At 47.4% G+C, this 24,969-nt stretch carries 25 protein-coding genes and 2 other annotated features (1 of these 27 only partly in view); all 25 genes read right to left on the bottom strand.

Annotated elements, in window-relative coordinates:
• Positions 1 to 107 precede the first annotated feature (107 nt).
• Complete coding sequence (gene pheA / locus MKY73_RS05150) at positions 108 to 980, bottom strand: prephenate dehydratase (RefSeq protein ID WP_339306020.1); 873 nt, start codon at positions 978 to 980, stop codon at positions 108 to 110.
• Complete coding sequence (gene thrB / locus MKY73_RS05145) at positions 977 to 1,945, bottom strand: homoserine kinase (RefSeq protein WP_339306018.1); 969 nt, start codon at positions 1,943 to 1,945, stop codon at positions 977 to 979. The genes pheA and thrB overlap by 4 nt, the downstream gene beginning before the upstream one ends.
• The gene (gene thrC, locus MKY73_RS05140) at positions 1,942 to 3,012 is read right to left on the bottom strand and encodes a threonine synthase (protein ID WP_339306016.1); all 1,071 of its coding nucleotides are present in this window, start codon (positions 3,010 to 3,012) and stop codon (positions 1,942 to 1,944) included. The genes thrB and thrC overlap by 4 nt, the downstream gene beginning before the upstream one ends.
• Before the next feature lie 104 nt (positions 3,013 to 3,116).
• On the bottom strand, positions 3,117 to 4,403 hold the full coding sequence (locus MKY73_RS05135) for a homoserine dehydrogenase (protein WP_339237060.1): 1,287 nt from the start codon (positions 4,401 to 4,403) through the stop codon (positions 3,117 to 3,119).
• 58 nt (positions 4,404 to 4,461) lie between these two features.
• Positions 4,462 to 4,899 (bottom strand): ACT domain-containing protein, encoded by a 438-nt coding sequence (locus MKY73_RS05130; RefSeq protein WP_017692625.1) that lies wholly within the window; start codon positions 4,897 to 4,899, stop codon positions 4,462 to 4,464.
• 229 nt (positions 4,900 to 5,128) lie between these two features.
• Positions 5,129 to 6,439, bottom strand: coding sequence for a GTPase ObgE (gene obgE, locus MKY73_RS05125; protein WP_339237061.1), 1,311 nt, complete (start codon positions 6,437 to 6,439; stop codon positions 5,129 to 5,131).
• A gap of 17 nt (positions 6,440 to 6,456) precedes the next feature.
• A complete protein-coding gene (locus tag MKY73_RS05120; protein ID WP_339306014.1) occupies positions 6,457 to 7,254 on the bottom strand; it encodes a Spo0B domain-containing protein in 798 nt (265 codons plus the stop codon).
• Positions 7,255 to 7,344: 90 nt separating this feature from the next.
• Positions 7,345 to 7,656, bottom strand: a complete 312-nt coding sequence (gene rpmA, locus MKY73_RS05115) for a 50S ribosomal protein L27 (protein WP_017692622.1) — start codon at positions 7,654 to 7,656, stop codon at positions 7,345 to 7,347.
• A 23-nt stretch (positions 7,657 to 7,679) separates the two neighbouring features.
• Positions 7,680 to 8,009 (bottom strand): ribosomal-processing cysteine protease Prp, encoded by a 330-nt coding sequence (locus MKY73_RS05110; RefSeq protein WP_036605912.1) that lies wholly within the window; start codon positions 8,007 to 8,009, stop codon positions 7,680 to 7,682.
• A gap of 14 nt (positions 8,010 to 8,023) precedes the next feature.
• Positions 8,024 to 8,335: a 50S ribosomal protein L21 gene (rplU, locus tag MKY73_RS05105; RefSeq protein WP_017692620.1), complete on the bottom strand. Its 312-nt coding sequence runs from the start codon at positions 8,333 to 8,335 to the stop codon at positions 8,024 to 8,026.
• 14 nt (positions 8,336 to 8,349) lie between these two features.
• Positions 8,350 to 8,434 (bottom strand) — a sequence feature (ribosomal protein L21 leader region).
• Between the two features lie 56 nt (positions 8,435 to 8,490).
• Positions 8,491 to 9,741 (bottom strand): Rne/Rng family ribonuclease, encoded by a 1,251-nt coding sequence (locus MKY73_RS05100; protein WP_339237066.1) that lies wholly within the window; start codon positions 9,739 to 9,741, stop codon positions 8,491 to 8,493.
• 107 nt (positions 9,742 to 9,848) lie between these two features.
• Positions 9,849 to 10,709 carry a site-2 protease family protein gene (locus tag MKY73_RS05095; RefSeq protein ID WP_339306012.1) on the bottom strand — a complete coding sequence of 287 codons (861 nt, stop codon included), beginning with the start codon at positions 10,707 to 10,709 and terminating at the stop codon, positions 9,849 to 9,851.
• Complete coding sequence (locus MKY73_RS05090; protein WP_339306010.1) at positions 10,702 to 11,550, bottom strand: M23 family metallopeptidase; 849 nt, start codon at positions 11,548 to 11,550, stop codon at positions 10,702 to 10,704. The genes MKY73_RS05095 and MKY73_RS05090 overlap by 8 nt, the downstream gene beginning before the upstream one ends.
• A gap of 150 nt (positions 11,551 to 11,700) precedes the next feature.
• On the bottom strand, positions 11,701 to 12,495 hold the full coding sequence (gene minD, locus MKY73_RS05085) for a septum site-determining protein MinD (RefSeq protein ID WP_024633965.1): 795 nt from the start codon (positions 12,493 to 12,495) through the stop codon (positions 11,701 to 11,703).
• A 3-nt stretch (positions 12,496 to 12,498) separates the two neighbouring features.
• Positions 12,499 to 13,161, bottom strand: a complete 663-nt coding sequence (minC, locus tag MKY73_RS05080) for a septum site-determining protein MinC (RefSeq protein ID WP_017692615.1) — start codon at positions 13,159 to 13,161, stop codon at positions 12,499 to 12,501.
• Between the two features lie 74 nt (positions 13,162 to 13,235).
• The gene (mreD, locus tag MKY73_RS05075; protein WP_036605906.1) at positions 13,236 to 13,769 is read right to left on the bottom strand and encodes a rod shape-determining protein MreD; all 534 of its coding nucleotides are present in this window, start codon (positions 13,767 to 13,769) and stop codon (positions 13,236 to 13,238) included.
• A complete protein-coding gene (gene mreC / locus MKY73_RS05070) occupies positions 13,769 to 14,641 on the bottom strand; it encodes a rod shape-determining protein MreC (RefSeq protein ID WP_339237077.1) in 873 nt (290 codons plus the stop codon). The genes mreD and mreC overlap by 1 nt, the downstream gene beginning before the upstream one ends.
• Before the next feature lie 185 nt (positions 14,642 to 14,826).
• Positions 14,827 to 15,861, bottom strand: a complete 1,035-nt coding sequence (locus MKY73_RS05065; RefSeq protein ID WP_024633969.1) for a rod shape-determining protein — start codon at positions 15,859 to 15,861, stop codon at positions 14,827 to 14,829.
• A 183-nt stretch (positions 15,862 to 16,044) separates the two neighbouring features.
• Complete coding sequence (radC, locus tag MKY73_RS05060) at positions 16,045 to 16,734, bottom strand: DNA repair protein RadC (protein ID WP_339237080.1); 690 nt, start codon at positions 16,732 to 16,734, stop codon at positions 16,045 to 16,047.
• 37 nt (positions 16,735 to 16,771) lie between these two features.
• A complete protein-coding gene (locus MKY73_RS05055) occupies positions 16,772 to 17,413 on the bottom strand; it encodes a Maf family protein (protein ID WP_339306009.1) in 642 nt (213 codons plus the stop codon).
• Positions 17,414 to 17,476: 63 nt separating this feature from the next.
• Positions 17,477 to 17,719, bottom strand: coding sequence for a DUF4321 domain-containing protein (locus MKY73_RS05050; RefSeq protein WP_047841183.1), 243 nt, complete (start codon positions 17,717 to 17,719; stop codon positions 17,477 to 17,479).
• Between the two features lie 145 nt (positions 17,720 to 17,864).
• On the bottom strand, positions 17,865 to 19,088 hold the full coding sequence (locus tag MKY73_RS05045) for an SPOR domain-containing protein (protein ID WP_339306008.1): 1,224 nt from the start codon (positions 19,086 to 19,088) through the stop codon (positions 17,865 to 17,867).
• A 117-nt stretch (positions 19,089 to 19,205) separates the two neighbouring features.
• Entirely contained in the window at positions 19,206 to 20,525 is a 1,320-nt protein-coding gene (gene murC / locus MKY73_RS05040; RefSeq protein WP_339308491.1) for a UDP-N-acetylmuramate--L-alanine ligase, read from the bottom strand.
• A gap of 56 nt (positions 20,526 to 20,581) precedes the next feature.
• Positions 20,582 to 21,958, bottom strand: coding sequence for a folylpolyglutamate synthase/dihydrofolate synthase family protein (locus MKY73_RS05035; protein ID WP_339306006.1), 1,377 nt, complete (start codon positions 21,956 to 21,958; stop codon positions 20,582 to 20,584).
• A 78-nt stretch (positions 21,959 to 22,036) separates the two neighbouring features.
• Positions 22,037 to 24,703, bottom strand: a complete 2,667-nt coding sequence (locus MKY73_RS05030; protein ID WP_339306004.1) for a valine--tRNA ligase — start codon at positions 24,701 to 24,703, stop codon at positions 22,037 to 22,039.
• Between the two features lie 61 nt (positions 24,704 to 24,764).
• Positions 24,765 to 24,969 (bottom strand) — a binding site (T-box leader) (it continues 77 nt past the right edge of the window).

Here is a 24,969-nt window from a genome sequence, read left to right as displayed (position 1 = left end):
CCGAACGTTATAACTCGTCCATTGTACATCAAATGAAAAGCTCTAACTTGTTCATTCTATCCAGAATTATGACAACCTTCTAACATTCCAACCATCATACAGGTCGATTACCTCGAAGGATATGTATAACAAGGATAGCTACCAAGAACACGCACCTGACAATTCAACGCCTCTATCTCAGCCATGGCTGCAGTGAGCAATACCGAATCGACCGTTTCCACAACATCAATGTAGAAATAATAACTGCCCAATCGTTTCTTCGTTGGACGAGATTCAAGACGGGTCAGATTCAGCTTCCGCCAGGCAAATGCCGACAATACCTGATGCAACGCTCCCGGTGCATCTTCTGGCAATGTCACGAGCAAGCTGGTTTTCACATGATCCGGTTCACGAGGAATATCCACAGGTTCATGGCCGATAAGCACAAAACGGGTATAGTTGTTGTCATGATCTGTAACTCGTTCAGCCATAATGTCCAGACCATGCTTCTGAGCAGCAAGCTTGGTACCGATGGCTACCCAGCCCTTACCCGGATTTTTCTTCACAATCTCTACAGCTTCGGCTGTACTGTTCACACCTTCAAGATCGGCATCAGGCGAATGCAGCCGAATAAAGTTCTGACACTGCGGAATAGCCACAGGATGAGACATGATCTTGGTAATTTTACTAAAATCATACTCGCCGCTCTCCGTCCTAAATTCAGCCCCATGTCCAATGACATTCTGGATGGATGGGTATATCCACTCTGCTTGCATTGGAATGTCCACTTCATTCACAAGCCAGTCCATGTGAAGGCTAACGGAACCTTCAATTGTATTTTCCATCGGAATGACACTGTATTGTGTTTTTCCACTATCTGTTGCACGAAAAACATCTGAAATCAGCTTGGAGTGAAGCAACTCTAACGGTTCACTGTTAAAAAGGAAATCAATCGCCTCATGGGAAACTGAGCCTTCAGGTAATACTGCAATTCTTTTCATGCATTAACTTCCCCTTTGATTCTGTCCAAAAAAGGACGTTCGTCTTGATCAGGCAGCACGGTTACACCGTCCAAATCCGGATCGAGCCACAGTGCAGAAGCAGATATGCCCTCCCGCTCCATGGTGTTCAGCAAATATTGTTCCAATTCCGCTTTGCGGGTGTCATGACGATCTACCAAGGTTAATACGGTCGGTCCGGCTCCGCTCAGGGCAGCCCCCAACGCTCCATGATCGACAGCATGTTCCAATATCTCAGCCATGCCTGGCACCAATGATGCCCGGTACGGTTGGTGAATTCGATCTGACATCGCCTTCTGAATCATATCCAGTCGCCCACTCGCCAAAGCGGCAACGAGCAGCGAGGATCTGCTAATGTTATGCACCACATCAGACATGCCAAATTTCTCTGGAATCACATTTCTTGCTTTTGAAGTAGACAGTTGGAATTCAGGTACAACAACCAAAGCCTGCAAATCCTGGTGTGGCTCAATACGAATATGATCTACCCGCACACCATCCCATGCAGCCGTAATAATCCCCCCATAGAGTGATGCACCCACATTATCAGGATGCTTCTCGAGGGAGGTGGCCAGATCCAGAAGTTTCGCATCCGATAAAGGAGTACCAATTAATGCATTCGCTGCCGCCAGTGCACCAACGATGGCTGATGCACTACTGCCGAGTCCACGCGTTAGTGGAATATCGGAATACATGGAAATCTCCAATTCAGGTACAGACACCCCAGCTTCATTGAATACCATCTGTGCGACTTCGTAAATCAAATTCGATTTATCCGTAGGCAGGCCTGTCAAATGATCGCCGTAAAGATGAAATGTGGTCTGCTCGGCAGGTTTCATCTCCAACCAGGCATACAGAGACAATGCCATGCCCAGAGTATCAAAGCCCGGACCGAGATTGGCTGTGCTTGCAGGTATTTTTACAGTTACCTTTTCACGCAAACTCATACAGATTGCTGCTCCAATTGTGCAATGGCCGCCATTACTGCTTCTTCCGTATCTTCAACAACAAGCGGCTCAGTCGCTACTGTTTTGATCGCAATATTCGGATCTTTCAGGCCATTACCTGTCAGTACGCAAACTACAGTCTCTCCGCCTTTAAAGTACCCTTCGCTCTTCAGTTTGTATACACCAGCAAGGGAAGCCGCAGAAGCAGGTTCAGCAAAAATCCCTTCCCGAGATGCAAGCGTACGATACGCTGTCAGGATCTGTTCATCCGTTACATAATTAATCTGTCCACCAGATTCCTCAGCTGCAGCTACAGCCGTTTTCCAGCTCGCCGGATTACCGATTCGAATCGCTGTGGCTACTGTTTCAGGCTCAAGAATCGGTTCACCTTTGACAATCGCCATCGCACCTTCGGCTTCGAAACCAACCATGCGTGGCAGCGTGTTGGATTTACCAGCCTCTTTGTATTCTTTGAACCCTTTCCAATAAGCCGAGATATTCCCCGCATTACCAACTGGAATAGCCAGAACGTCAGGCGCTTCGCCCAGTTGTTCAATCACTTCAAACGCTGCTGTCTTCTGTCCTTCAATCCGGAACGGATTCACAGAGTTTACAAGCGTGATCGGATGCTTGGCTGTGATCTCACGCACAATCTCCAGTGCACGGTCAAAGTTACCATTAATCGCAATCACTTTGGCTCCATAAATCATGGCTTGGGCCAGTTTACCCAGTGCAATGTTATTATTAGGGATCAGCACGATACAATTGAGGCCGCCACGTGCGGCGTAGGCTGCTGCAGCTGCTGACGTATTACCTGTGGATGCACACATGATGGTACGGCTGCCCTCTTCCATCGCTTTGGCAACCGCCATAACCATACCGCGGTCTTTGAAAGATCCCGTAGGATTCAACCCTTCATACTTGAAGTATACTTTTAAGCCGAGCTCCTCAGACAGATTCTCTGCATAAATCAACGGTGTATTCCCTTCCTGAAGCGTAAGCAGTGGTGTATTTTCATTAACCGGAAGGTGCTCTCTGTACGTTTGCAAAAGTCCTTGATATCTCATTGTGGGTAAACTCCTTTATGTTTTAATAATCTGATATGATGACCTGATGATACGGGTATAATTTATAACGGAAATAATGAAGATGCAGTATGGGATGAGGACAATTATCCTTCGACCCGGTATACACTCTTAATGCGACGAATGACGCTGAGTGATTCAAAATGTTTTAACACCTTATCCATGCTTGCCTTACTTGCATTATGCGTAACGATAATGATCTCGGCATCCGGGTTGTGCTCATTCGGCTGTTGAACAACCGACGCCAGACTGACATCATATTCAGCAAAAATTTGTGTAATCTGTGCCAATACACCGGCTTTGTCGTCCACGTGCAGTAAAATAAAGTTTTTCGACACGATCTGCTCATCGCTTTGCATTCGCTTCTGCTTATAAGGAACAATTGCTTTGAGACCATTCACGCCAAGTTTGAGGTTTTTGGTAACCGCCACAATATCAGCTACAACCGAAGTTGCCGTTGGCAGTTCTCCCGCACCCGCACCGTAGAACATGGTCTCCCCTACAGCTTCACCGTGTACATATACTGCGTTGAACACACCATTGACTGAAGCAATGGGGTGATTCTGTCTAACCATTGTCGGCTGTACGCTAATCGTAATCTCATCGTCAATCCGGTCCGCAATACCAAGTAACTTCATCTCATACCCCAGTCTTCTGGCATACGTTATGTCTTCACGGGTAACGGAGGATATGCCTTTAACAGTTACATCCTTCAACTCCACATTGGTGCGGAAACCCAGTGTGCTCAAGATCGCCATTTTGCGAGCTGCATCAAGTCCTTCCACATCGGAGGTTGGATCCGATTCAGCGTATCCCAGCGCCTGTGCTTCGGCTAGCACTTCTTCATAGGATGCACCTTCCTGACTCATTTTGGTCAGAATAAAGTTCGTTGTTCCGTTCACTATCCCCATAATGCGAGTAATCCGGTCGGAAGAGAAACCTTCAATTAACGTACGAATGATTGGAATCCCTCCCGCAACACTCGCCTCATAGAACACATCACATTGCTTTTCCTGCGCCTTCGCCAAAATCTCTGTACCATGCAGTGCCATGAGATCTTTGTTCGCTGTTACGATATGCTTCCCACGTTCCAACGCTTCAAGAATATACTCTTTCGTCTGATCAATGCCACCCATGACTTCAACGATGACATCAATATCCGGATGACGAATGACTTCCCAAGGATCTTCAGTGAGCTTGGCACGGTCTACAGCAATAACACGTTCCTTCTCTGTATTTTTCACCGCGATCTTCTCAATGACAATCGGCGATCCAACCTGACTGCTCAGATCCTCCTGATTCCCTTCCACAATGCGAACGACTCCCGTTCCCACAGTTCCCAGACCCAACAATCCGACTTTTACTGGTTTCACTAACGATCTACCCCCTAATGTCTATTCTTGTCTGTCAGTCCTGTATGTTAAAGCCTCATTAACCTTGGCCTACAATACGTGTGCGTCTTACTCCAGGCATATCTTGCATTCGATCCAGCATTTCACCAATTTCGCCATGAAGATGTGTCGTTTCCACTGAAATGACAACATTGGCTCTTCCTTGAAGCGGTATACTCTGATTAATCGTGAGCACATTGGCTCCATAACCTGCTACATGTCCAAGCACACGAGACAAGATCCCTGACTGATGCTCCAGATCAATAGAGATCGTTACAATTCTCTCCCGTTCAAGCTGGTTGATCAGATGAATTCCATCCTTGTACTTGTAAAAGGCGCTCCGGCTTAATCCAACCTGTTCAACCGCCTCATGCACTGTTTTAACATCACCAGAAGCCAGTAGTTCTTTTACCTGCATGGTCTTCACCACAGCCTCCGGTAAAATATCTTCCCGTACCAAGTAATAGCGTTCGTTCACAGAACGTCCTCTCCTCAAAGACTCATGTATTCATATAGTGGACATTATATAGGATCTATGACAAAAGGGCAATACATGACATGCCTATTTTTTGAAATGTATTCCTCACAGTATACAAGTTTATGCCTCTCCCATGTCAGGAAAAAACAAAAAAAACGCAGAGCTGCGGGTCAACTTCCCACTTCTCTGCGTCTGTATATCAATCTGACTCTCCACGGAAGACGGTTACTTAGTAGTAGCTGCTGCCTTCCACAAATTCAAATTCAAAGTCTCCAATACGCACGATGGTGCCTTCTACAGCTCCACGCTTACGCAACTCTGCGTCCACACCCATATATCGCATTGTACGTGCGAGTTTCAATATAGCTTCATGCGAGTTCAATTGCATCCGTTTCATCATGCGATCAATCTTGGCACTTTCGACAACGAACATTTCATTCTCACGCAAGATGCGGAAACCATCGTCCTCTTTTTTGTCCAAGCTGTACACTTTACGTTCGGATACGTCTGCTACCTCTTCAACCACTGGCTCGTCCGGAATCTGATCCAGGAGATCAGCGGCACGATACAAGAGCTCTTGAATCCCTTTACGAGTCAGAGATGAAATAGGCATCACTTCAATATCCGGTTGCACCTCACGAACTTGCTGCAAAAATTGCTCCAGGTTTGCTTCGGAGTCCGGCATATCCATTTTATTGGCTGCTACAACCTGCGGTCTCTCAGCCAAAAGCGGATTGTACAGTTTCAGTTCATCATTAATTTTCTGCCAGTCTTCAAATGGATCGCGTCCTTCTGAACCCGACATGTCCACCACATGAATAATAATACGGGTACGCTCGACATGACGTAAAAACTCATGTCCCAGTCCGATTCCTTCATGTGCGCCTTCAATCAGACCAGGCAAATCGGCCATAACGAAGCTTCGGCCTTCTCCTACACCTACTACACCCAGGTTCGGTGTGATGGTTGTGAAATGATATGCACCAATTTTTGGCTTGGCAGACGAAACGACAGAAAGCAGCGTGGATTTCCCGACACTCGGGAAACCAACCAGACCAACATCTGCCATCACTTTTAGCTCTAATACGATGTAACGCTCTTGGCCTTCTTCACCATTCTCGGCAAGTTCAGGTGCAGGATTGTTCGGTGTGGCAAATCGGATGTTCCCCCGACCACCCCGACCACCACGAGCAATAACAACTTGTTGACCGTGACGTGTCATATCCGCCAGTACTTCTCCACTGTCTTCATCCAGAATGACAGTTCCTGGTGGAATGCGCACAATCATGTTCTCAGCGTTTGCACCGTGCTGACTTTTATTACGTCCCTTCTCACCACGTGGGGCCTTGAAGTGACGCTGGTAACGGAAATCCATCAACGTCCGCAGACCTTCATCCACCCGGAAAATGATGTCAGCCCCTCTGCCTCCATCGCCCCCGGCGGGTCCACCGTTTGGAACATACTTCTCACGACGGAAGGAAATAATTCCGTCCCCTCCGTCTCCGGCTTTTACATAAATCTTCGCTTTATCTACAAACATTGGTTAACCCCTTCTTCCTATATTCCACACGGCATTCTGAATTGTATAAACGTATCCTCAGACGGAAACTGCTCCGTTCTGACTTTTTTTCCTTGGAGTACGGCAGTAAGCTGCCGCAATGTTTCCGGATCGGGTGTTTGATCCCCATCCAGTCGGACAACCACATCTCCATGATCCTGCCCGAAGTTCAAGGTCAGTTTGCGAACCTCTCCCCAAGAAGACCGGCCGCCGCCATATTGATAGGCTCTGATTGCATCCGCAATCGCCCCGGTAAGTGACTCGCCATCCTCGGGAGAGACCAGAGCACTAAGCTGCAACTCTTCTTCTATTTCCACATGCAATTCCAGCGGCATCCCACTGGCCCGAAAAGATTGAAGATAAAATACGAGCGAGGGAATACCCAACCTGGAGATTCGACTCTCTTCCGTAACCCGCTCTTTTATTCTTTCCACACATTGCAGGGATTTATCAAGTTTGCCCATCCGAAGATATCCATATAACACCTGAAGGTCGTTCATCCAGTCGTGTCGATGATGATTTAATGAAGCAATTGCTGTCTTTTCCATGGATTGTATGATGGTTCTGCGTTCCGCCTCCGCCTGTTTCTTCATCGCATTCACAGAAATGAACAATACTGCGACGGACCACAATGCGCATACGACGCTTGAGATCATCGCCGGATACAACATAACGAAAACCAAAGGAATCAGAAGTGAACATGCCGCAATCCACGGCACTCTTTTCCAAGATTTCATGGCTTCTCCCCGTTCTACAAAACTCGGTTGGTCTACACCCACCGTAACCAAGTATAACATGTCTTTTCTGCCAGTTCATTACCGAATAACCGTTGAATACAAAAAACCTTCGGCAAAAATGCCGAAGGCTCCTTAGGCGGAATGCCGATATTACGCTTCTACTGCTGCTGCTACAGGAGCAACATTAACAGGATAGATGCTTACTTTTTTGCGATCGCGTCCCCAACGTTCAAATTTTACAACGCCGTCGATTTTCGCGAACAAAGTGTCATCTTTACCGATGCCAACGTTAGTTCCTGGGTGAATTTTCGTTCCGCGTTGGCGAACGAGAATGCTACCACCAGTTACAGTTTGACCATCAGCACGTTTAACACCCAGACGTTGAGCATTACTGTCACGTCCGTTCTTCGTGGAACCTACACCTTTTTTCGATGCGAATAACTGAAGATTTAATTTCAACATGATTGGTTGTCCTCCTTCTTTGCTTATTTGAATTGCTGTATTTTAATATACTTCCCGTATGACTCTGCAATATTAGAGAGCATAACCACCATGGATTCGAGTAACAGTTGTACCTGGGACCAGGTTTCCCCTCTCTCCAACAAAGGTAAAGAACCACTTAAAAAGCCATTCTTCATCTTGGCATCCATTTCGACACCGGTCAATGTTTCAATTGAGTTCACCGTACCCACTGTAACAGCGGATACCCCGGCACATACGATATCTTCTCCCCGCTTGGCAAAATTGGCATGCCCTTCGATGGAAAAGCGTTCGATGTTCCCGTCCTCATCACGAAAGATTTGAACGATAATCACTTATCGCACCTTCTTTACGCTTTGATTGTTTCGATAGTTACTTTAGTGTACGGTTGACGGTGACCTTGCTTCACATGGTAGTTCTTTTTAGGTTTGTATTTGTATACGATAACCTTTTGTCCTTTGCCATGTTTCTCCACTTTAGCCGTTACAGTAGCTCCGGAAATCAATGGTGTACCTGCTGTCAAACCTTGATCGTTAGATACAGCCAGGACACGGTCGAACGTTACGCTTTCGCCATCGTTCGCAGTCAATTTCTCGATGAACAGAACATCGCCCTCTTGGACTTTGTACTGTTTGCCGCCTGTTTCAATAATTGCGTACATTTGCCTTGCACCTCCTCATGTCTCAGACTCGCCCGTTCTCAGGTGACAGCCTCCTTGCGGAACTGTTCTTATACCCGGCCAGTGCGGTTACAGCATGTGCAAGACCAATAGGCTAAACACATACTTGAAGATTATATCACGCAATATATCAAAAATCAATGCAAAGGTGAAATATATCTTTTTCCCGTTCCATGACAGGAAGAACACGGCTCAACATAGGGCAACGTACTTTCTTCCCGCACTTTCTTTCGGGTAAGTTCGAGCAAACCCAGCTTGGTCCAACCCATTACAAACGCTTTGGTCCGATCCTTTTTGAGTTCACCCTCCAAGGTTGACGCAACTTCATGCCGATTCGAGGCTTCCTCCATATCAATGAAGTCGACAATGATCATGCCACCGATATCCCGCAGACGCATCAGACGGGCAATCTCCACTGCTGCCTGCATGTTGGTCTCCGTCACGGTCTCTTCCAGACTGTCACCGCCAGCTCCTGTATATTTGCCTGTGTTCACATCCACTACAGTCAGAGCTTCAGTATGGTCAATGACAATATATCCGCCGCCGGGCAGCCAGACTTTTCGGGCAAAATCCTTATTCAACTGTTCCTGTACACCATAGGCAGCAAAGATGGATTCTGTACCCCGATACACCTGAACTTTGGGTTGATGACCAGGACTAATCTCTTCCAGCAATGCTTTTACCTCACGGGCTTGTCCTTCACTATCGGTGATGACCTCATCACTGCCTGGTGTGTACACATCTCTGATGATTCGCTGCACCATGCTATGATCCCGATGCAGGAGGCTTGGCGAAGGCAAACTGTCCGCTTTTTCACGAATCAGGTACCACTGCGCACGTAATGTTTCCAGGTCTGACTTGATGGCTTCATGCTGCTCTTCTCCAGATACGGTTCGAATAATAAGTCCTTCTTCATCCCGCCTCAGCTGCTCCCCAAGTGCCTTAAGACGAGAACGATCCCCTTCACGGGCAATCTTCTTGGAAACCGCCACATAGTCGGCAACAGGCATGTAGACAAGCCAGCGGCCCGGAAGTGAATAATGAGTTGTCACCCGGGCTCCCTTGCCTCCTACCGGTTCTTTCAGAACCTGAACAATGACTTCCTGACCTGGACGAAGCAACTCCGAGATGGAAGGCTTCACCTTAGGTTGCTTCTCCAGATGGGGATGTAACACATCATCCACATACAGAAACGCATTCTTTTTCTGACCGATATCCACAAAAGCAGCCTGCATACCCGGTAGCACATTAACTACCCGTCCCTTGAAAAAGGAACCCAACAGTCCACGCTCGCGTGTACGCTCTGCTGTAAATTCCACAGCTTTGCCTTCTTCCAGAAGCGCCATTTGCATGAGGTTATGTTCATTATGTACGATCATTTGTTTCATGGCTTCACCTCTAGAAGACAATTCAATTCATCCACATCCATTTCAGCTCTCTTTACCATTCTCATTGTACATGTATTAACCCATTTCAGAACAGGTCCACCAGAACACTACAATTTATCGCCATTTTGTTGAAAATAGGAACCGATAATGCGTTGTTCAGGCAATACGGCCATAATTCGACCCTGGCTGTTCATCACGTATACCATATGGTATCTTTCTCTCTTTAATAGACGCAAAATAGTGTCCAAAGGTTTCGCCGGAAATGAGATTATTGGCTGCGCCAAACTGCCAGCAGCCGCGTGACGAGTGAACGCCCCTTCTCGATTCATCAGAAAACGAATAAAGCGGTAAGGTACATTTCGGTAATCAGTCAGATTGGAATAGAACAAAAAAAGACCGATTAACAGAATGTTTAACGGTAAGCCGTAGTCTCCAGTAAACCATCGGCAGATCGCATACAAAACAACTCCTACGCTACACAGAATGCTAATTCTGTAAGTCCACATTAAGGTTGTATAATAGGGTGCCCACAGACTGACAAGTGCCTGAACAATCTTCCCTCCGTCTAAAGGAAGTACTGGCAGCAGATTAAAGAGGGCGATGAGCAGGTTCCCCTGAATGATATAATTGAGAAAAATCGGATCGCCCAGGTGGCCATACTGTAACAGCATAACCACGCCAACCATCAGCATGTTTTGTAATGGACCTGCAAGAGCAATCATGATTTCCCGGTAGGCCGTGATCGTACCTCCATCTTCAATAACCGCTACTCCTCCAAAAGGAAGCATCTGGATTGACAAAACACGATAGCCCAGAAGGGCCGCCGCCGCAGCATGTCCACATTCATGAATGAATACGATGGCAAACAGCGTAATAAGTTCAATGAAATGTCCAGTCAGGAGGGAGGCCATCATGATAATTACAAAAAACGGATGAAACGTAATACGGACCCCCCACACCCTAATCAAGGGCAACAACTTCCGCTGGGTCTACGTACTCCTCCCCCTCTTTGATCGCAAAATAGAGCGTGGCCGGTTGCTCACCACCCGTAGCCTTGAGACTCCCCACTGGATTTCCCGCTTCCACCCAATCATTCACGTTCACTTCACTTTCGTTCAGCCGACCGTATATGGCCGTGACATTGCCTGTATGTTGAATCACAACGGTGAATCCACTTGCTGCATCTCCGATAACCTCCATGACACGTCCAGCATCCAAACTTGCGACCTGTACAAGTTCTGTACCAGCAGCATCCGGAACGATCTCAATTCCTTTCATGCTCAGTGCGAATGGCTGAACCACTGTTCCTGAGATTGGTTTACCCAGTAATTGTCGTATGCCTGAGCCATTGACAGCATCCGTCGTATGACCAAGAACAGGCAGAAACGAAGGCGTTCCTCCAAAATGGCGTTCATACCAGGCTGCTGCAGAGGCAAAATCCATATCTCGATGGAGTGCATCTGCTATGACTGTTTTGGGAGCTTTCGTCCACGATGTATCTAATTGAAACAGCCCCCATACTCCGCCGAATATGAAAGCGCTAATGACCGTTCGTTTTAAAAGTGACTTGATTAGGTTGAATCTCGAATGCCCCCCTGGAACGAAACGACCGTTCTCTTTTTTCCACAACCATTCTGGATCTCTTTCTTGTATCCCTACACTAGGCGTAAACGGTTTCCGGTGCATGTTCTCATTCTTGTCCAATAGTGAACCTACTTTTTGCTCCTGTAAGACCTCCACAGTGGCACCATCCATCAGTCGCCGAATGCGTTCTTCTCGTCTCTGCTTGATTCTGAGTTTCGTGTTCATGGAATATCCTCCCGCCGAGGCTTGTTTACTACATCCTATGAAGAGGTGGATGATAATATGAACAAGCCTGCCGGTCAGGTAACAAAAAAAGCCGGGCTATGCGCCACGGCTGTCATGTATTTAAAATTATGAATAAGTTCGTTTAACGAGTTAACCCATTCCGAAGAACTTTTTGAAGCGAGAAAAAGCACCCTTTTTCTGCTCCAGCTGCATTAATGGGACCGTATCTCCCAGAATGCGGCGTGCAATATTCCGATACGCAATCGCTGCAAGTGAATCCGGATTCATGACCGTAGGTTCTCCTGAATTGGCAGCTTTGATAACCAGTTCATCATCAGGCACGATACCAATCAGGTCAATATTAAGTACTTGTAAAATACCATCGATATCTAACATGTCACCCGATTTAACCATATTATTGCGAATTCGATTCACCACCAGTTTAGGTGATTGAATATGTGAACTCTCCAGCAGGCCGATGACGCGATCCGCATCACGTACTGCAGCATTTTCCGGTGTAGTGACCACGATGGCCTGATCTGCTCCTGCTACCGCATTTTTGAACCCCTGCTCGATCCCTGCGGGGCAATCAATAATGACGTACTCAAAATCTTTTTTCAATTCAAGGATAATATCCTTCACCTGTTCTGGCGATACCGAGTTTTTGTCTCTCGTCTGCGCCGCAGGCAACATGTATAATTCTTCGAAACGCTTGTCTTTGACCAAAGCCTGATTCAGACGGCAGCGGCCATCCGCAACGTCGCACAGATCGTAAATAATACGGTTTTCGAGTCCCATCACGACATCCAAATTACGAAGGCCGATATCGGTATCTACCAGACAAACCTTTTTGCCGAGCAGCGCCAGCGCTGTCCCGATGTTTGCCGAGGTGGTTGTTTTACCCACGCCGCCTTTACCCGAAGTGATCACGATCGCCTCTCCCATGAGCTACACTCCTTTAAACACATTAAAATCTCGGCGTAACCGAACGATATTGCTCATTTTGTCTATCTGCATCTGATTGTCCTGTAAGTAAGCAAATTCCATTCCGGTCTCTCGGCTCTCCCATTCATCGGGAGGACGACTGATGATATCCGCAATCCGTAGCTGCGTCGGTGCAAATACCGATGCCGCAATGATTGCTTCCTCGTCCCCGCCAATTCCGGCATGAGCCATACCTCTGAGTGAACCCAACACATATATATCTCCGGTACACGTCACTGTGCCCCCCGGATTGATATCCCCAAGAAACAGGAGATTTCCTTCATGATGAAGCACCTGACCTGAACGCACCATACCACACATGGTTACAATCGGCGGCGGTCCTTTAACCTCCGGTTGGAGTGCAGGTGAATCGATGGATCGAATAAGCAGATTCCCTTTTTGTTTCAATATATCGAGAATTGCTTCTTTCTGGTCCTCTGTCACTTCGCGGGCACCCAACTTGATATCCACATGAACAATCGGTCCGGTCAAAATATTTTGATGGCTGTGTTCCAGCTTATAGCGGAGCTCATAGAGCAATTCCTCGAATTCACATTGATCGTCCAACAGGAAAACCAGGCCGTCTCGGATGCCTTTAATCGTTACGTGATTCGATTTTACCGTCATAAGCCTGTCCCTCCCATCTCATTACATTTCGTGCCCGGGGCCCCAAGTTCCTGCTTTGCGCTCCATAAATGTATTTAGGAAGCTTCTTCTGTCTTGCTCCGTCTCTTGCCGATCCGCTCCAGTTGTTTCCGAAGCGGGACATATATGATCAAGGCAAACACAAAATGAATGAACAAATTAGGAATCATGTATTCAATCAACGCCCAGTCAAAGGTCACGTGGTTAAGTTGGAAGAGCTTATACAGGAAGAATAGCATGGTGTCATTCAGCAGACTTCCCAAAATGACAACCGATACCATAACGGGCAGTGGTGCACGAGGTGCTTGAAAAATGAGTCCCATCATGTACGCCGATAATCCCATCGAAAATCCATAAGGTCCAATCATCTCGCCGTAGAATACAACGTCATGCAATAGTCCAAAAAATATACCGAGCACTAGTGCCGTGTGTCGGTGATGATATACGGCGATAAACAAAATGACGATATAGACCAGATTGGCAGAAATACGCATCTGCCAGCCAGAAGGAATGAGCAGCGGCAAAATCGTGCCTTCCGCAATGAACAAAACGAATAACAACAGGAACAAGACTTGCTTGCGCGTTACCATTATTCTTTTACCTCAGGCGGGATAATGACAATCAACTCTTTCCAATCAAGGAAACTTGCATATGGCTCAATTGTAGCTGTTTTGGTTAAACCATACTCACTTTTTTCGACACTCTTCACTTTCCCAATCCGCATGTACTTCGGAAAATTGTTAATAATTCCAGAGGAGATGATCTCATCATCCTTTTGGATATTAGAATCTTCTGAGATTTTGGTCATCTTGAGCATGCCCGTCTTCGGATCATAACTCTCAATCATACCAAACACTTTCTCCTTACCTACTGCCGTTGCTGCAATGGCGTTGGATGTTGGATCATTGGCGTCCATGGACGTTAAAAGATTGACTGTTGATGTATAGGAGCTGACATGACTAATCACGCCGACCAGCCCTTCTTGCGAGGTTACAGCCATCCCCGGCTTAATTCCCGCATTTTCACCAATATCAATGTTAATGGTTCTGCTATTCGGATCTGAATTGGCACTGATAACCTGAGCAATTCGTGAACCGTAATTATACCGATTCTTCTGTTCTTCGGTGAAATTGAGCGCTTTCTGAAGCTGCTCATTCACTTGCTCCATATCATTGTACTTCAGCCGATCCCGGGTATAGTGACCCATCGCGATACGAAGCTCTTCATTCTCTTGATATACCGTACGCATGTTCGCTACATCTTTAAAAAAGCCCGCTACATAAGAAGCGGGCTTGTAAAATACGTATTGTACAAATCCAACTGAATCCTTCAGGAATTTCTCCGGCCAGGATAGAGTGGTTCGCGGACTGAGCGTAAAGCCCATTAACGCGATAAATGTAACAAGGCCCACCAGCAAAACAAAAAGTCTTTTGTTGCCTAGCAGTTTAAACAGTTCGAACACCCTCTAACATCCATATTCTCTTCCGAGCCATGCCCGGCGGGGAGACTGTCAGACTTGTAGTCCCTGCGAGAATATCAGCCGATCCTCCCCTGTTAAGCGGGTAATAGCTCATCCCCGGGGTTAACCGGGTCCTCTATAAAGATATCTTGCCACTTATTCGCAATGTCAAGTTAGGCAAATACCGATTAACGTTTGGAACGAACTGCCGAACTGCTTCTGCTTTTGAACAAATGAATATTCTCTAGCGCTTTACCTGTTCCGATCGCTACACAATCCAGCGGATTCTCAGCCACAATGACAGGCATTCCTGTCTCACCAGCCAGCAGCTTGTCCAGATTGCGCAGAAGCGCCCCACCACCTGTAAGAACGATTCCACGATCCATGATATCGGCCGCGAGTTCAGGTGGGCATTTCTCAAGGGTTACTTTTACCGCTTCAACAATTGCATTCACCGTATCAGCCAATGCTTCGCTGATTTCGTCCGAAGTAATCGTAATGGTCTTCGGCAGACCTGTAACGAGGTCACGTCCACGAATTTCCATCGTTTCTACTTGCTCCAATGGCATTGCTGATCCAATGTCCATCTTCAACTGCTCCGATGTACGCTCACCGATCATCAGATTGTATTGGCGTTTGATGTATTGAATAACGGATTCATCCATCTCGTCACCTGCTACGCGAACCGAACGGCTCGTTACAATACCACCAAGAGAGATAACAGCAACTTCCGTTGTACCGCCACCAATATCGACAACCATACTACCTGTTGGCTCCCATACGGGCAGATCCGCACCAATTGCAGCTGCAAAAGGTTCTTCAATTGTATAGGCTTCGCGTGCTCCAGCCTGTTTGGTTGCATCTTCAACCGCACGTTGTTCTACAGCCGTGATCCCGGACGGTACACATACCATCACGTTTGGATGACGTTGGAACATGGAGCGTTGTTTCTGCGCCTCACGGATGAAATATTTGATCATTGTTGCCGTTGTATCAAAGTCGGCGATAACGCCATCTTTCATTGGACGAATGGCACGAATGTTACCTGGTGTACGTCCAATCATTTTTTTGGCAGCTTCACCTACTGCTTCAATGCTTTTTGTATCTGTGCGTATAGCGACTACCGAAGGTTCGCGTACCACAATTCCTTTTCCTCGTACATAAACCAACGTATTTGCTGTCCCCAAGTCAATACCCAAATCTTTCGTAAAACCACCAAACATAACATAATCTCCTTTTCTGCCTCATATAGCCGCTCTATTCAGATCCAGAGCGTGATAATTTCATTCCCACGTAACACGTGGAGCTAATATTCGCATTTGTTTTTTTGCATTTGTAAAGTGAACCTATCTTTTACGGACAACGCCGTTAACATTCATAGGAAAACATCAACGCCAACCATTATATTATACTAAGCCCTTCTCCTTCAAACTTACGTACGTTCCATCTCCGATAATAATATGATCAAGCACGTCAATGCCAACAATAGCGCCTGCTTCAATCAGTCTCTTGGTTATTTGGATATCCTCCGGACTGGGCGTAGGATCACCGCTCGGATGGTTGTGTGCGCACACAATAGATGCGCTGCTGCATTTGATGGCAGCCCGGAACACTTCACGCGGATGTACAATCGAAGCGTTAAGGCTGCCCATGGAGAGTGTTTCCTGGGCAATAATATGATTTTTGCTATTCAGAAAGAGACACACAAAATGTTCTTTTTGCAAATAACGCAATTGTTCGATCAGGATGTCAGCTGCATCACGCGGTGTACGGATTGAAGCCGACTGTGTGAGTCTGCTCTTGGCAATCCGATGCCCCAGCTCAATGCCAGCTTTCAATTGTACAGCCTTGGCATTGCCAATCCCTTTCATCGCAGTCAATTCTTCCAGACTCAGATCCATTAACGAGCGAATGCCACCCGTTTCGGTCAGAATCCGCTGTGCCATATGCACCGCGGATTCCTGTCTTGTGCCTGTTCGAAGTAAAATGGCCAGCAATTCAGCATGGCTTAAGGCGCCCGCCCCATATTCCATCATGCGTTCTCTCGGGCGTTCTTCCTGGGGGATGTCGCGCATCATGTATTGAGGCGACTCCATATGTTCCCTCTTTTCATTTCACAACATTTGGCTTCATTCATGTTCGTGGCAACACATGTACGCCGAACCCGTCCAACATGTCACTTAGCAAGGATAGCGGCAAGCCAACCACATTAAAATAACATCCTTCAATACGGTCGACCAGAGAAGCGCCAATGCCCTGAATGGCATAAGATCCTGCCTTGTCAGAAGGCTCTCCTGTCTTCACATAAGCACGGATGGTCGCATCCGACAGTTCTTTCATCGTTACATCGGTCTGGCGGTAATGAACTAACGACTGTCCATTGCCCGCATCTATACAAGCGACGCCCGTAAACACCCGATGCACACGGCCCTGCAGCCGGGATAACATACGTTCAGCATCCGCTTCATCTACGGGTTTGCCCAGAATCTCACCATCCAGAACAACAACGGTGTCACTACCAACAATAATGGCTTCCTGCTCGCGGCCTTCAAGCCCCCGATACACAGCAAGCGCCTTACGCAAAGCAAGCTCCTGTACCGTCTGTTCAGGGGTCCACTCTGGAGGTGTATCTTCATTGGCATGACTTGGTATTACATCAAACGCTAGGTGGAGTGATGCGATCAGTTCCTTGCGCCGAGGCGATGTGGAGGCCAGAATAATAGGGCGCTGCTTTGTGTTATCCAAAATGAACGGCTCCTTATGCCACGGCAACATCCTGTCCGGATCACGATAATAGATGTCACTGGTTAATTTTTTTCGTCATAACTCGTCATTCTCCTACAGTCTGCGATATAGCCACACAGCGGCAATCATACCGATCAGACTCAGAAGGCTCATTTGAAATTGAAGTGAAATATCATAACTGATAATATCAAGATCAGCCTGCGGCGACCAACGTATGGTCGTGGCTTTCGTAAGAAAGGCTACTGCCTTAACAGGCTGCAGTGCCTTGGCGATCCACGCTCCGGCCATCCAGCCGAGCAGCAGAAACAGCAATAACATGCCGAAGTTTTTTTTCATCGGTAATCTTCCCTCGCCATTTTTTGACACCCACATTATTATACGGGGTTTTGTACGTCAATACAAACACAAATCCGGCAAGGGGAACTATTTCCAGTTCCTTGCCGGATGGGTAATTCCAAGCGTTGTTATGGGAAAGAGCATGTTACTGCTTAATCGCTTCGAGCCATTTTTTCTGCTGTAGTACATATTCCATCAGATCGGACTGCACAGACCACATGTGCACATCATCCGGATTTTTGTTGTACTCTGCAATAGCCGTTATTGCATCGTTCATTGATTTCTCCATTCCACCAACAATAGGCTGTACCTCCGCAGTCAGGCCGGGTGAGAGACTATTCAAACCGGTTAACCATGACTGGTGTTTATTCTGAATCGCGGTCATCGTTTCTGCAGAGACTGCTGTCGGTGCAGATTGTCCCAACTGCTGAATGGACAAGGTAGACAATTGTTCGACCAGTGCAGAACTGTTTGTGAAGAAAAGCTGCACATCCTCTTGCTTGCCACCGAATATAGCCGGATTGATCTCAGGGTTCACGATTTCCTTGACATACAGTTCGACTCCCTGAGCTTTTAGCCTGGAGCTAAGTAGCTTGGCCTCTTCACGATCAGCCGAAATGCCTGCATATACTCGATTACCATCTTCAGGATCAGACCCTGCGGCTATACCTGCCTGAGCCAGTTCAAGCTTGGCCTGCTCAGCTCGTTCAGGAGAACTGAACACGCCGTATTGAAGTGCATAATACGTGCTGCCAGTCGCCGCTGTCTGCTGTTCTGTACCTGCAGCCCCCTCCTGACCGGTCACAGTGGAAACTGCCTGATTGGCGGGCAGAAGATCGTCTGGCTTGACGGCTCCTTCTTTATTAAAAAATGAGAGAATCACCATGCCAAAGAGTGCTCCGGTAACAAGAGCCCCAGTGACAGAACCAATCATTCTCCAGCCCCTTGGAGGGCGATTGCGCTTATAGGAATAGTTCTCGGAATCTGCAAGCCAGTCGTGGCCCTGATCCTCTTGGGCAATAGACCGATAGCGACGCTCTTCCTCCGGATCTTCTGAATAATTATCATAACCGTAACCGGAACGGTTTCCTAGATAATGGCGCTCATCAAAGTTCGAGTTCGAATCAGGGCTCACCCGCTCGTCAGGTTCAGGTACAGTAGAGCTTGTCAGCACCGTCTCTCCCCAGTCTCCGGGAATATCCTCTGGCGTCCATGATGGGGTCGTATCCATCTGCTTAGGCGTTAGCAGTTGATTATGCGGTAATTCTTCACTTAACGACACCAATGGACTGGATGCGGAACTCCTCTTGTTTCCAGGCTTGTCCGACTCATGATCCCCGAAGCGAAACGTCATTCTAGCATTGCTCACCCGTACCCTCTCCTTTGTCCCATTTATATCAGCTATATGCAGAGAAGGCAGAAGACATTCCAATTAACGCAAAAAAACGCCTGCTTCATATCGAAGACAGGCGGTTTCGCAAATAATCTATTTTAAACCTTTGGCAAGTGTATCTCCTACTTTCCAGATATCACCTGCACCCATCGTAATCACCAGATCTCCTGGCTGCAAACGATGCTGCAGATCAGCTACAACTTCTTCTTTCGTAGGAAGGTACCGTGCAGAAGCATTACTGTTTTGAACGATTAGTTCAACCAGTTTGGCGGAGGTTACCCCTTCGATCTGTTTTTCGCCCGCAGGAGAATAGATATCCGTAATAAGCACCTCATCCGCTTCCGCGAAAGCACGACTGAACGCATCCAATAGGAAGAACGTACGCGTATAACGCTGTGGCTGGAATACCGCAATAATACGTTTGCCTGTCGCTTTGGCTGCACTAATAGTCGCTTCAATCTCCGTCGGGTGATGCGCATAATCATCGATGATCAGCATATCACGCGCCTCGCCCAATACCTGGAATCTGCGTTTGGCTCCGTGGAACTGGATGATCGCTGCCACAATCTTCTCAAATGGAATACCTGCTTCCAGACAGGTAATTACAGTAGCCATCGCATTATAAACGTTATGCTTACCTGGCACTGATAATTCCACCGTGCCCATAGGAGCACCCTGATGATTCATTGTAAAGGAGATACGGCGATCGCCCAATACAATATCCGTTGCCGTATAATCCGCAGCACGATCAATACCATAGGTTGTAATCCGTGACTTGAGTTCTGGCAAAATCGCTTGCACATTCTCGTCGTCAGAGCACACAATGGCTGTTCCTTCCGGACGAATCTGGCTCAAAAACTGCACATAAGCCTTTTTGAGTTCCTCAAAATCACTGTTGTAATTCTCCAGATGATCTGCCTCAATATTGGTTACAATACCGAGCCATGGATGGTACTGCAAAAATGAGCCATCGCTCTCGTCCGCCTCGGCAACTACCCAGTCGCCCTGGCCTGCCTTGGCGTTGGTGCCCACATTCATGATCTCTCCGCCAATGATATATGTCGGGTCCGTATCACATTTATCCATAACCAGTGCAATCATGGATGAGGTGGTGGTTTTACCGTGGGCTCCAGCCACAGCCACACCTTTACGTTCATTTAACAAACGTGCAAGCATCTGGGAACGATGCAGAATCGGAATGTTGAGCTCTGCAGCTGCTACCCGTTCCACATTATCAGCAGGCGCTGCCGTAGAGTATACAACCAGGTCTGCTCCAGTGACGTGCTCTGCTGTATGGCCGATATATATTTTCGCTCCCTTGGCTGCCAACTTCTCGGTCAACTCCTGTGAAGCGACATCCGATCCGGTAACGGTGTATCCCATTTCCAACATAACTCTAGCGATGGCACTCATGCCATATCCGCCAATCCCTATAAAATGAACGTGTTCCGATGTATTTAACAAAACTTTCACCAACCTTTTTCAGAATCGGTTTGATGCAAAAGGGCTGCCCGCACATCCGCAATCAGGTACAGTGTGCCGGAGACCACCCCCAGATCCTCCGCTTCCGTCCGTGACTTCAATAGATCAAGAGCCTTTGCCCATTCGGGCTCGACGATGATTTCCAGTTCCTGCTTCGCAAAGGCGGGACGTACCCGTTCGACAATCTGCAGCAATTCATCTGCAGCCATTTTGCGTCGGAAGTCTGGCTCGGTCAGGATCAGCGTATCCACTAGTGGCAGTATATGCTGCAAATATGATTCGTGATGCTTATTTGCCAACATACCCATCATCAAAATTAACTTGTTGTGAGCATAGACATCCGTAATGCTCTTGGCCAGCGACTCTGCCCCTTCCGGATTATGTGCTCCATCGAGCACAATTCGGGGTTCATCGACGACTTTTTCGAATCTTCCTGCCCAGAAAGCATTCTCCAGTCCAAGTGCGATATCGTTGTCATCCAGCATAAATGCCATGTATTGTCTAAGCAATTCGAGCACCATCAGTGCGGCCGCTGCATTGTCACATTGGTGTGAGCCCTGCATGCGGATGCGAACGTCCAGGTCACGAAAAGGGCCTGTAAAATGAAAAGATTGTCCGTTCTCATTACTCTCCAGTCGATGATAAGAGAATTGATCTCCAGCCAAATACAGGCTTGATTGAAGCTGCTGTGCTTTCTCCTGAATCACTTTCACAGCTTCGGGTTGCGTCGCGCAGGTTACAACGGGTACTCCCGGCTTGATAATGCCTGCCTTTTCTCCAGCGATCTGCTCAATCGTATCTCCAAGCACATCCGTATGATCCATACCAATGTTGGTGATGACGGACACAACAGGCGAAACAATATTCGTTACGTCCATCCTTCCCCCCAGCCCCGTCTCCCATACCACAACATCAGGGTAGCACTCTTCTGCATAATACAGAAGCGCGAGAGCCGTAGACACCTCAAACATCGTTGGGGAACCAAGCGGTGTAGATGCCATTTCCATAACCAGCGGTCGCAAACGGTTAGAGATCTTCAACAGTGTCTCTTCCGGAATATCCTCGCCGTTGTATTGAAAACGGTTCGTAAACTTGGTGATATACGGCGATGTAAAGGTACCCACATCATATCCAGCCTGAAGAAGCACTGACGTCAAAAAAGCGCAAGTCGAACCTTTGCCGTTCGTTCCCGCGACGTGAATAAATTTGAGACGTTGGTGAGGATTGCCTAACATAGACATCAGACCCTCGATTCGTTCCAATCCAGGTCGGATGCCAAAAGGAATAAGGCCATTGATCCAGTCCACGGCCTCGTTATACGTAAGTAAAGGAGCTGCTGCATCTGTCCCGTCTAATTCCGTCATCTGATTCACCTTCGGTTCCGAGTTTGAGTGAAAAAAGCGGCCGGATGGCATACTGTCTCTCCATCCGACCCAAATATATTAACCTTTCAGTTCCTTGATTCGTGCGATCACTTTATCCCGTTTATCGGAATAATCCGCTTGCTTGGCGCGCTCTTCCTCAATAACTTTGGCAGGCGCTTTGGCTACAAAGCCTTCATTCGACAGCTTTTTCTCCACACGGAGTACTTCGCCCTCAAGGTTCTGCAACTCTTTCTCCAGACGAGCCACTTCCTGTTCGATATCAATAAGACCTGCCAGCGGCAAGTATAGTTCTGCCCCTGTGATGATTGCAGTCATTGCCTTATCCGGGGAGCTCAGATCCAGCCCACTATCGAACTCGGACGTGTTACAGAAACGTTTGATGTAATGACTGTTACGTTCGATGATGCTTGACACCTCAGGGCTATTTGCTTTTACCATCAATTCGATCTTTTTGCTCATAGGCACGTTCACTTCTGCACGGATGTTCCGAACTGCACGAATGGTATCCATGAGCAGGTTCATCTCTGCAACAGCCTCTGGATTCTCAAAAGCAGGATCATATACCGGCCATGCTGCCAACGTAATCGTCTCACCTTCATGCGGCAGATGCTGCCAGATCTCTTCGGAGATGTATGGCATAAACGGATGAATCAGGCGCATGGTCTGATCCAGCACATAAGCCAGTACGGATTGTGTTTTCTTCTTGGCAACCGGATCTTCCCCATAGAAGGACAGTTTAGCGAACTCAATGTACCAATCACACAGGTCATCCCAGATAAAGTTATACAGCACACGACCTGTTTCCCCAAATTCATACGCTTCGATTAGACGCGTAATATCGCGGGAAGTTTCGTTCAGACGGTGCAAAATCCAATAATCCGCTGTACCAAGCTCTCCGCTGATGTCACGATCCTCATAAGTGAATCCTTCCAGATTCATCAATGCAAAGCGCGAAGCGTTCCAGATCTTGTTGGCAAAATTACGAGCCTGCTCCACCCGTTCCCAACGGAAACGGAGATCCTGCCCTGGCGTGCTGCTGGTTGAGATCATGTAACGCATTGCATCTGCACCATATTTCTCGATCACATCCAGCGGATCTACACCGTTGCCCAATGATTTGGACATTTTACGTCCATCTGCATCACGAACAAGACCATGCATCAGCACATCCTTGAACGGAATCTCATCCGTGAATTCCAGTGCAGTGAAAATCATACGTGCAACCCAGAAATATATGATGTCATACCCTGTCACAAGTACACTTGTCGGATAATAACGTTGCAGATCTTCCGTATCTTCCGGCCAGCCTAATGTGGAGAATGGCCATAAGCCGGAGCTAAACCAAGTATCGAGTACATCTTCGTCCTGTCTGAGCTTGCGTCCTGCATTCTCTGGTAGCGTTGTCGGATCTTCAGCAGATACGATGATTTCACCCGTTTCCTCATCATACCAGGCCGGAATACGATGTCCCCACCACAGCTGACGGGAAATACACCAGTCACGAACGTTCTCGATCCAGTTCAGATATGTTTTCTCGAAACGGTCTGGAACAAAATTAACCCCTTCGCCGCTCTGTTGTTTCTTGATCGCTCTCTCTGCAAGTGGCTTCATCTCAACAAACCACTGAGTAGACAGATACGGTTCAACAACAGCGCCGGTACGTTCACTGTGTCCAACCTGATGCGTATGATCCTCGATGTTGATCAATATGCCTTGCTCTTTCATATCAGCAACAATCTGCTTGCGGCATTCACTGCGATCCAGTCCCTGATACTTACCAGCTTCTGCATTCATTGTGCCACTCTCATCCATAACCGTAATCTGTGGCAGATCATGACGGAGACCTACTTCAAAGTCATTCGGATCATGTGCAGGCGTGATTTTTACTGCACCACTTCCGAACTCTTTATCCACATAATCATCAGCGATAATTGGAATTTCGCGTCCAATGATAGGCAGTACAAGGACTTTGCCAATCATATCTGCATAGCGTTCATCCTTCGGATGAACAGCGACCGCTGTATCACCCAGCATCGTTTCAGGACGCGTTGTTGCTACTGTAACGTAGCCACTTCCGTCTTTGAGCGGGTAACGCAGATGGTACAGGTGACCCTGAACCTCTTTATATTCAACCTCAATGTCAGACAGGGCTGTCCGGTTCACCGGGTCCCAGTTAATGATGCGTTTGCCGCGGTAAATAAGGCCTTTTTCATACAGTTGAACAAATACTTTGCGAACCGCTTGGGACAGACCTTCATCCAGCGTAAAACGTTCACGTGAGTAGTCAAGGGACAAACCCATTTTGCCCCATTGCTGACGAATGGTTGTGGCATATTGATCTTTCCAATCCCATACTTTCTCCAGAAACTTCTCGCGTCCCAGATCATAACGAGTCAGACCTTCTTCACGCAGCTTCTGCTCCACTTTGGTTTGGGTAGCAATACCTGCATGGTCGGAACCCGGAAGCCACAGTGCATCATAACCCTGCATCCGTTTGGTGCGGATCAGAATATCCTGTAGTGTAAAGTCGAGCGCATGCCCGATGTGCAGCATCCCGGTCACATTTGGGGGTGGAATTACAATCGTATACGGCTCGGCATCTTTACGTTGACCGGCTTTGAAATATCCGCGCTCCATCCAGGTGGAGTACCATTTGTCCTCTGCCGCCTTAGGATCGTAAGTGGTCGGCATTTCTGTTGCAGCTGATTTTTTTTCCTCAGACATGTGTCATTCCTCCGTTACTTCATCATCTTCGCCAAAAAAAACAAAAAAAACCTTTCATCCATCAAAGGACGAAAGGTTAGCTTTCGCGGTACCACCTTTGTTTCACGCCGACAGCAAGATAGACTTCCCCTTCTGTACATGACGTGACACTTCAAGCAGATAACGGCTGCTACCGGCCCATCCTACCTCAGCAATAAATGACGATACATCTCATTCATCCCTTGTATTCAAACAGGCAACTCCCGGGCGACTTCGATCAGTTGGTT

The sequence above is a fragment of the Paenibacillus sp. FSL R5-0519 genome, assembly GCF_037974275.1.
GTDB lineage: Bacteria > Bacillota > Bacilli > Paenibacillales > Paenibacillaceae > Paenibacillus.
The sequence above is the reverse complement of the archived record's forward strand: the minus strand, read 5'-3'. Positions and strand labels throughout refer to the sequence as shown.

Bases quoted from the DNA above. Each gene is read 5' to 3' on its own strand.
- pheA (WP_339306020.1), bottom strand. From the start codon at position 980: ATGAAAAGAATTGCAGTATTACCTGAAGGCTCAGTTTCCCATGAGGCG.
- rpmA (WP_017692622.1), bottom strand. From the start codon at position 7,656: ATGTTGAAATTAAATCTTCAGTTATTCGCATCGAAAAAAGGTGTAGGT.
- MKY73_RS05050 (WP_047841183.1), bottom strand. From the start codon at position 17,719: ATGAAAAAAAACTTCGGCATGTTATTGCTGTTTCTGCTGCTCGGCTGG.
- MKY73_RS05035 (WP_339306006.1), bottom strand. From the start codon at position 21,958: ATGACGGAATTAGACGGGACAGATGCAGCAGCTCCTTTACTTACGTAT.
- MKY73_RS05030 (WP_339306004.1), bottom strand. From the start codon at position 24,703: ATGTCTGAGGAAAAAAAATCAGCTGCAACAGAAATGCCGACCACTTAC.
- MKY73_RS05065 (WP_024633969.1), bottom strand. From the start codon at position 15,861: ATGTTTGGTGGTTTTACGAAAGATTTGGGTATTGACTTGGGGACAGCA.
- MKY73_RS05090 (WP_339306010.1), bottom strand. From the start codon at position 11,550: ATGAACACGAAACTCAGAATCAAGCAGAGACGAGAAGAACGCATTCGG.
- radC (WP_339237080.1), bottom strand. From the start codon at position 16,734: ATGGAGTCGCCTCAATACATGATGCGCGACATCCCCCAGGAAGAACGC.
- rplU (WP_017692620.1), bottom strand. From the start codon at position 8,335: ATGTACGCAATTATTGAAACAGGCGGCAAACAGTACAAAGTCCAAGAG.
- thrB (WP_339306018.1), bottom strand. From the start codon at position 1,945: ATGAGTTTGCGTGAAAAGGTAACTGTAAAAATACCTGCAAGCACAGCC.
- thrC (WP_339306016.1), bottom strand. From the start codon at position 3,012: ATGAGATATCAAGGACTTTTGCAAACGTACAGAGAGCACCTTCCGGTT.
- obgE (WP_339237061.1), bottom strand. From the start codon at position 6,439: ATGTTTGTAGATAAAGCGAAGATTTATGTAAAAGCCGGAGACGGAGGG.
- MKY73_RS05055 (WP_339306009.1), bottom strand. From the start codon at position 17,413: ATGTTGCCGTGGCATAAGGAGCCGTTCATTTTGGATAACACAAAGCAG.
- MKY73_RS05120 (WP_339306014.1), bottom strand. From the start codon at position 7,254: ATGTTATACTTGGTTACGGTGGGTGTAGACCAACCGAGTTTTGTAGAA.
- MKY73_RS05100 (WP_339237066.1), bottom strand. From the start codon at position 9,741: ATGAAACAAATGATCGTACATAATGAACATAACCTCATGCAAATGGCG.
- murC (WP_339308491.1), bottom strand. From the start codon at position 20,525: ATGAGTGCCATCGCTAGAGTTATGTTGGAAATGGGATACACCGTTACC.
- minC (WP_017692615.1), bottom strand. From the start codon at position 13,161: ATGACGGTAAAATCGAATCACGTAACGATTAAAGGCATCCGAGACGGC.
- mreD (WP_036605906.1), bottom strand. From the start codon at position 13,769: ATGGTAACGCGCAAGCAAGTCTTGTTCCTGTTGTTATTCGTTTTGTTC.
- minD (WP_024633965.1), bottom strand. From the start codon at position 12,495: ATGGGAGAGGCGATCGTGATCACTTCGGGTAAAGGCGGCGTGGGTAAA.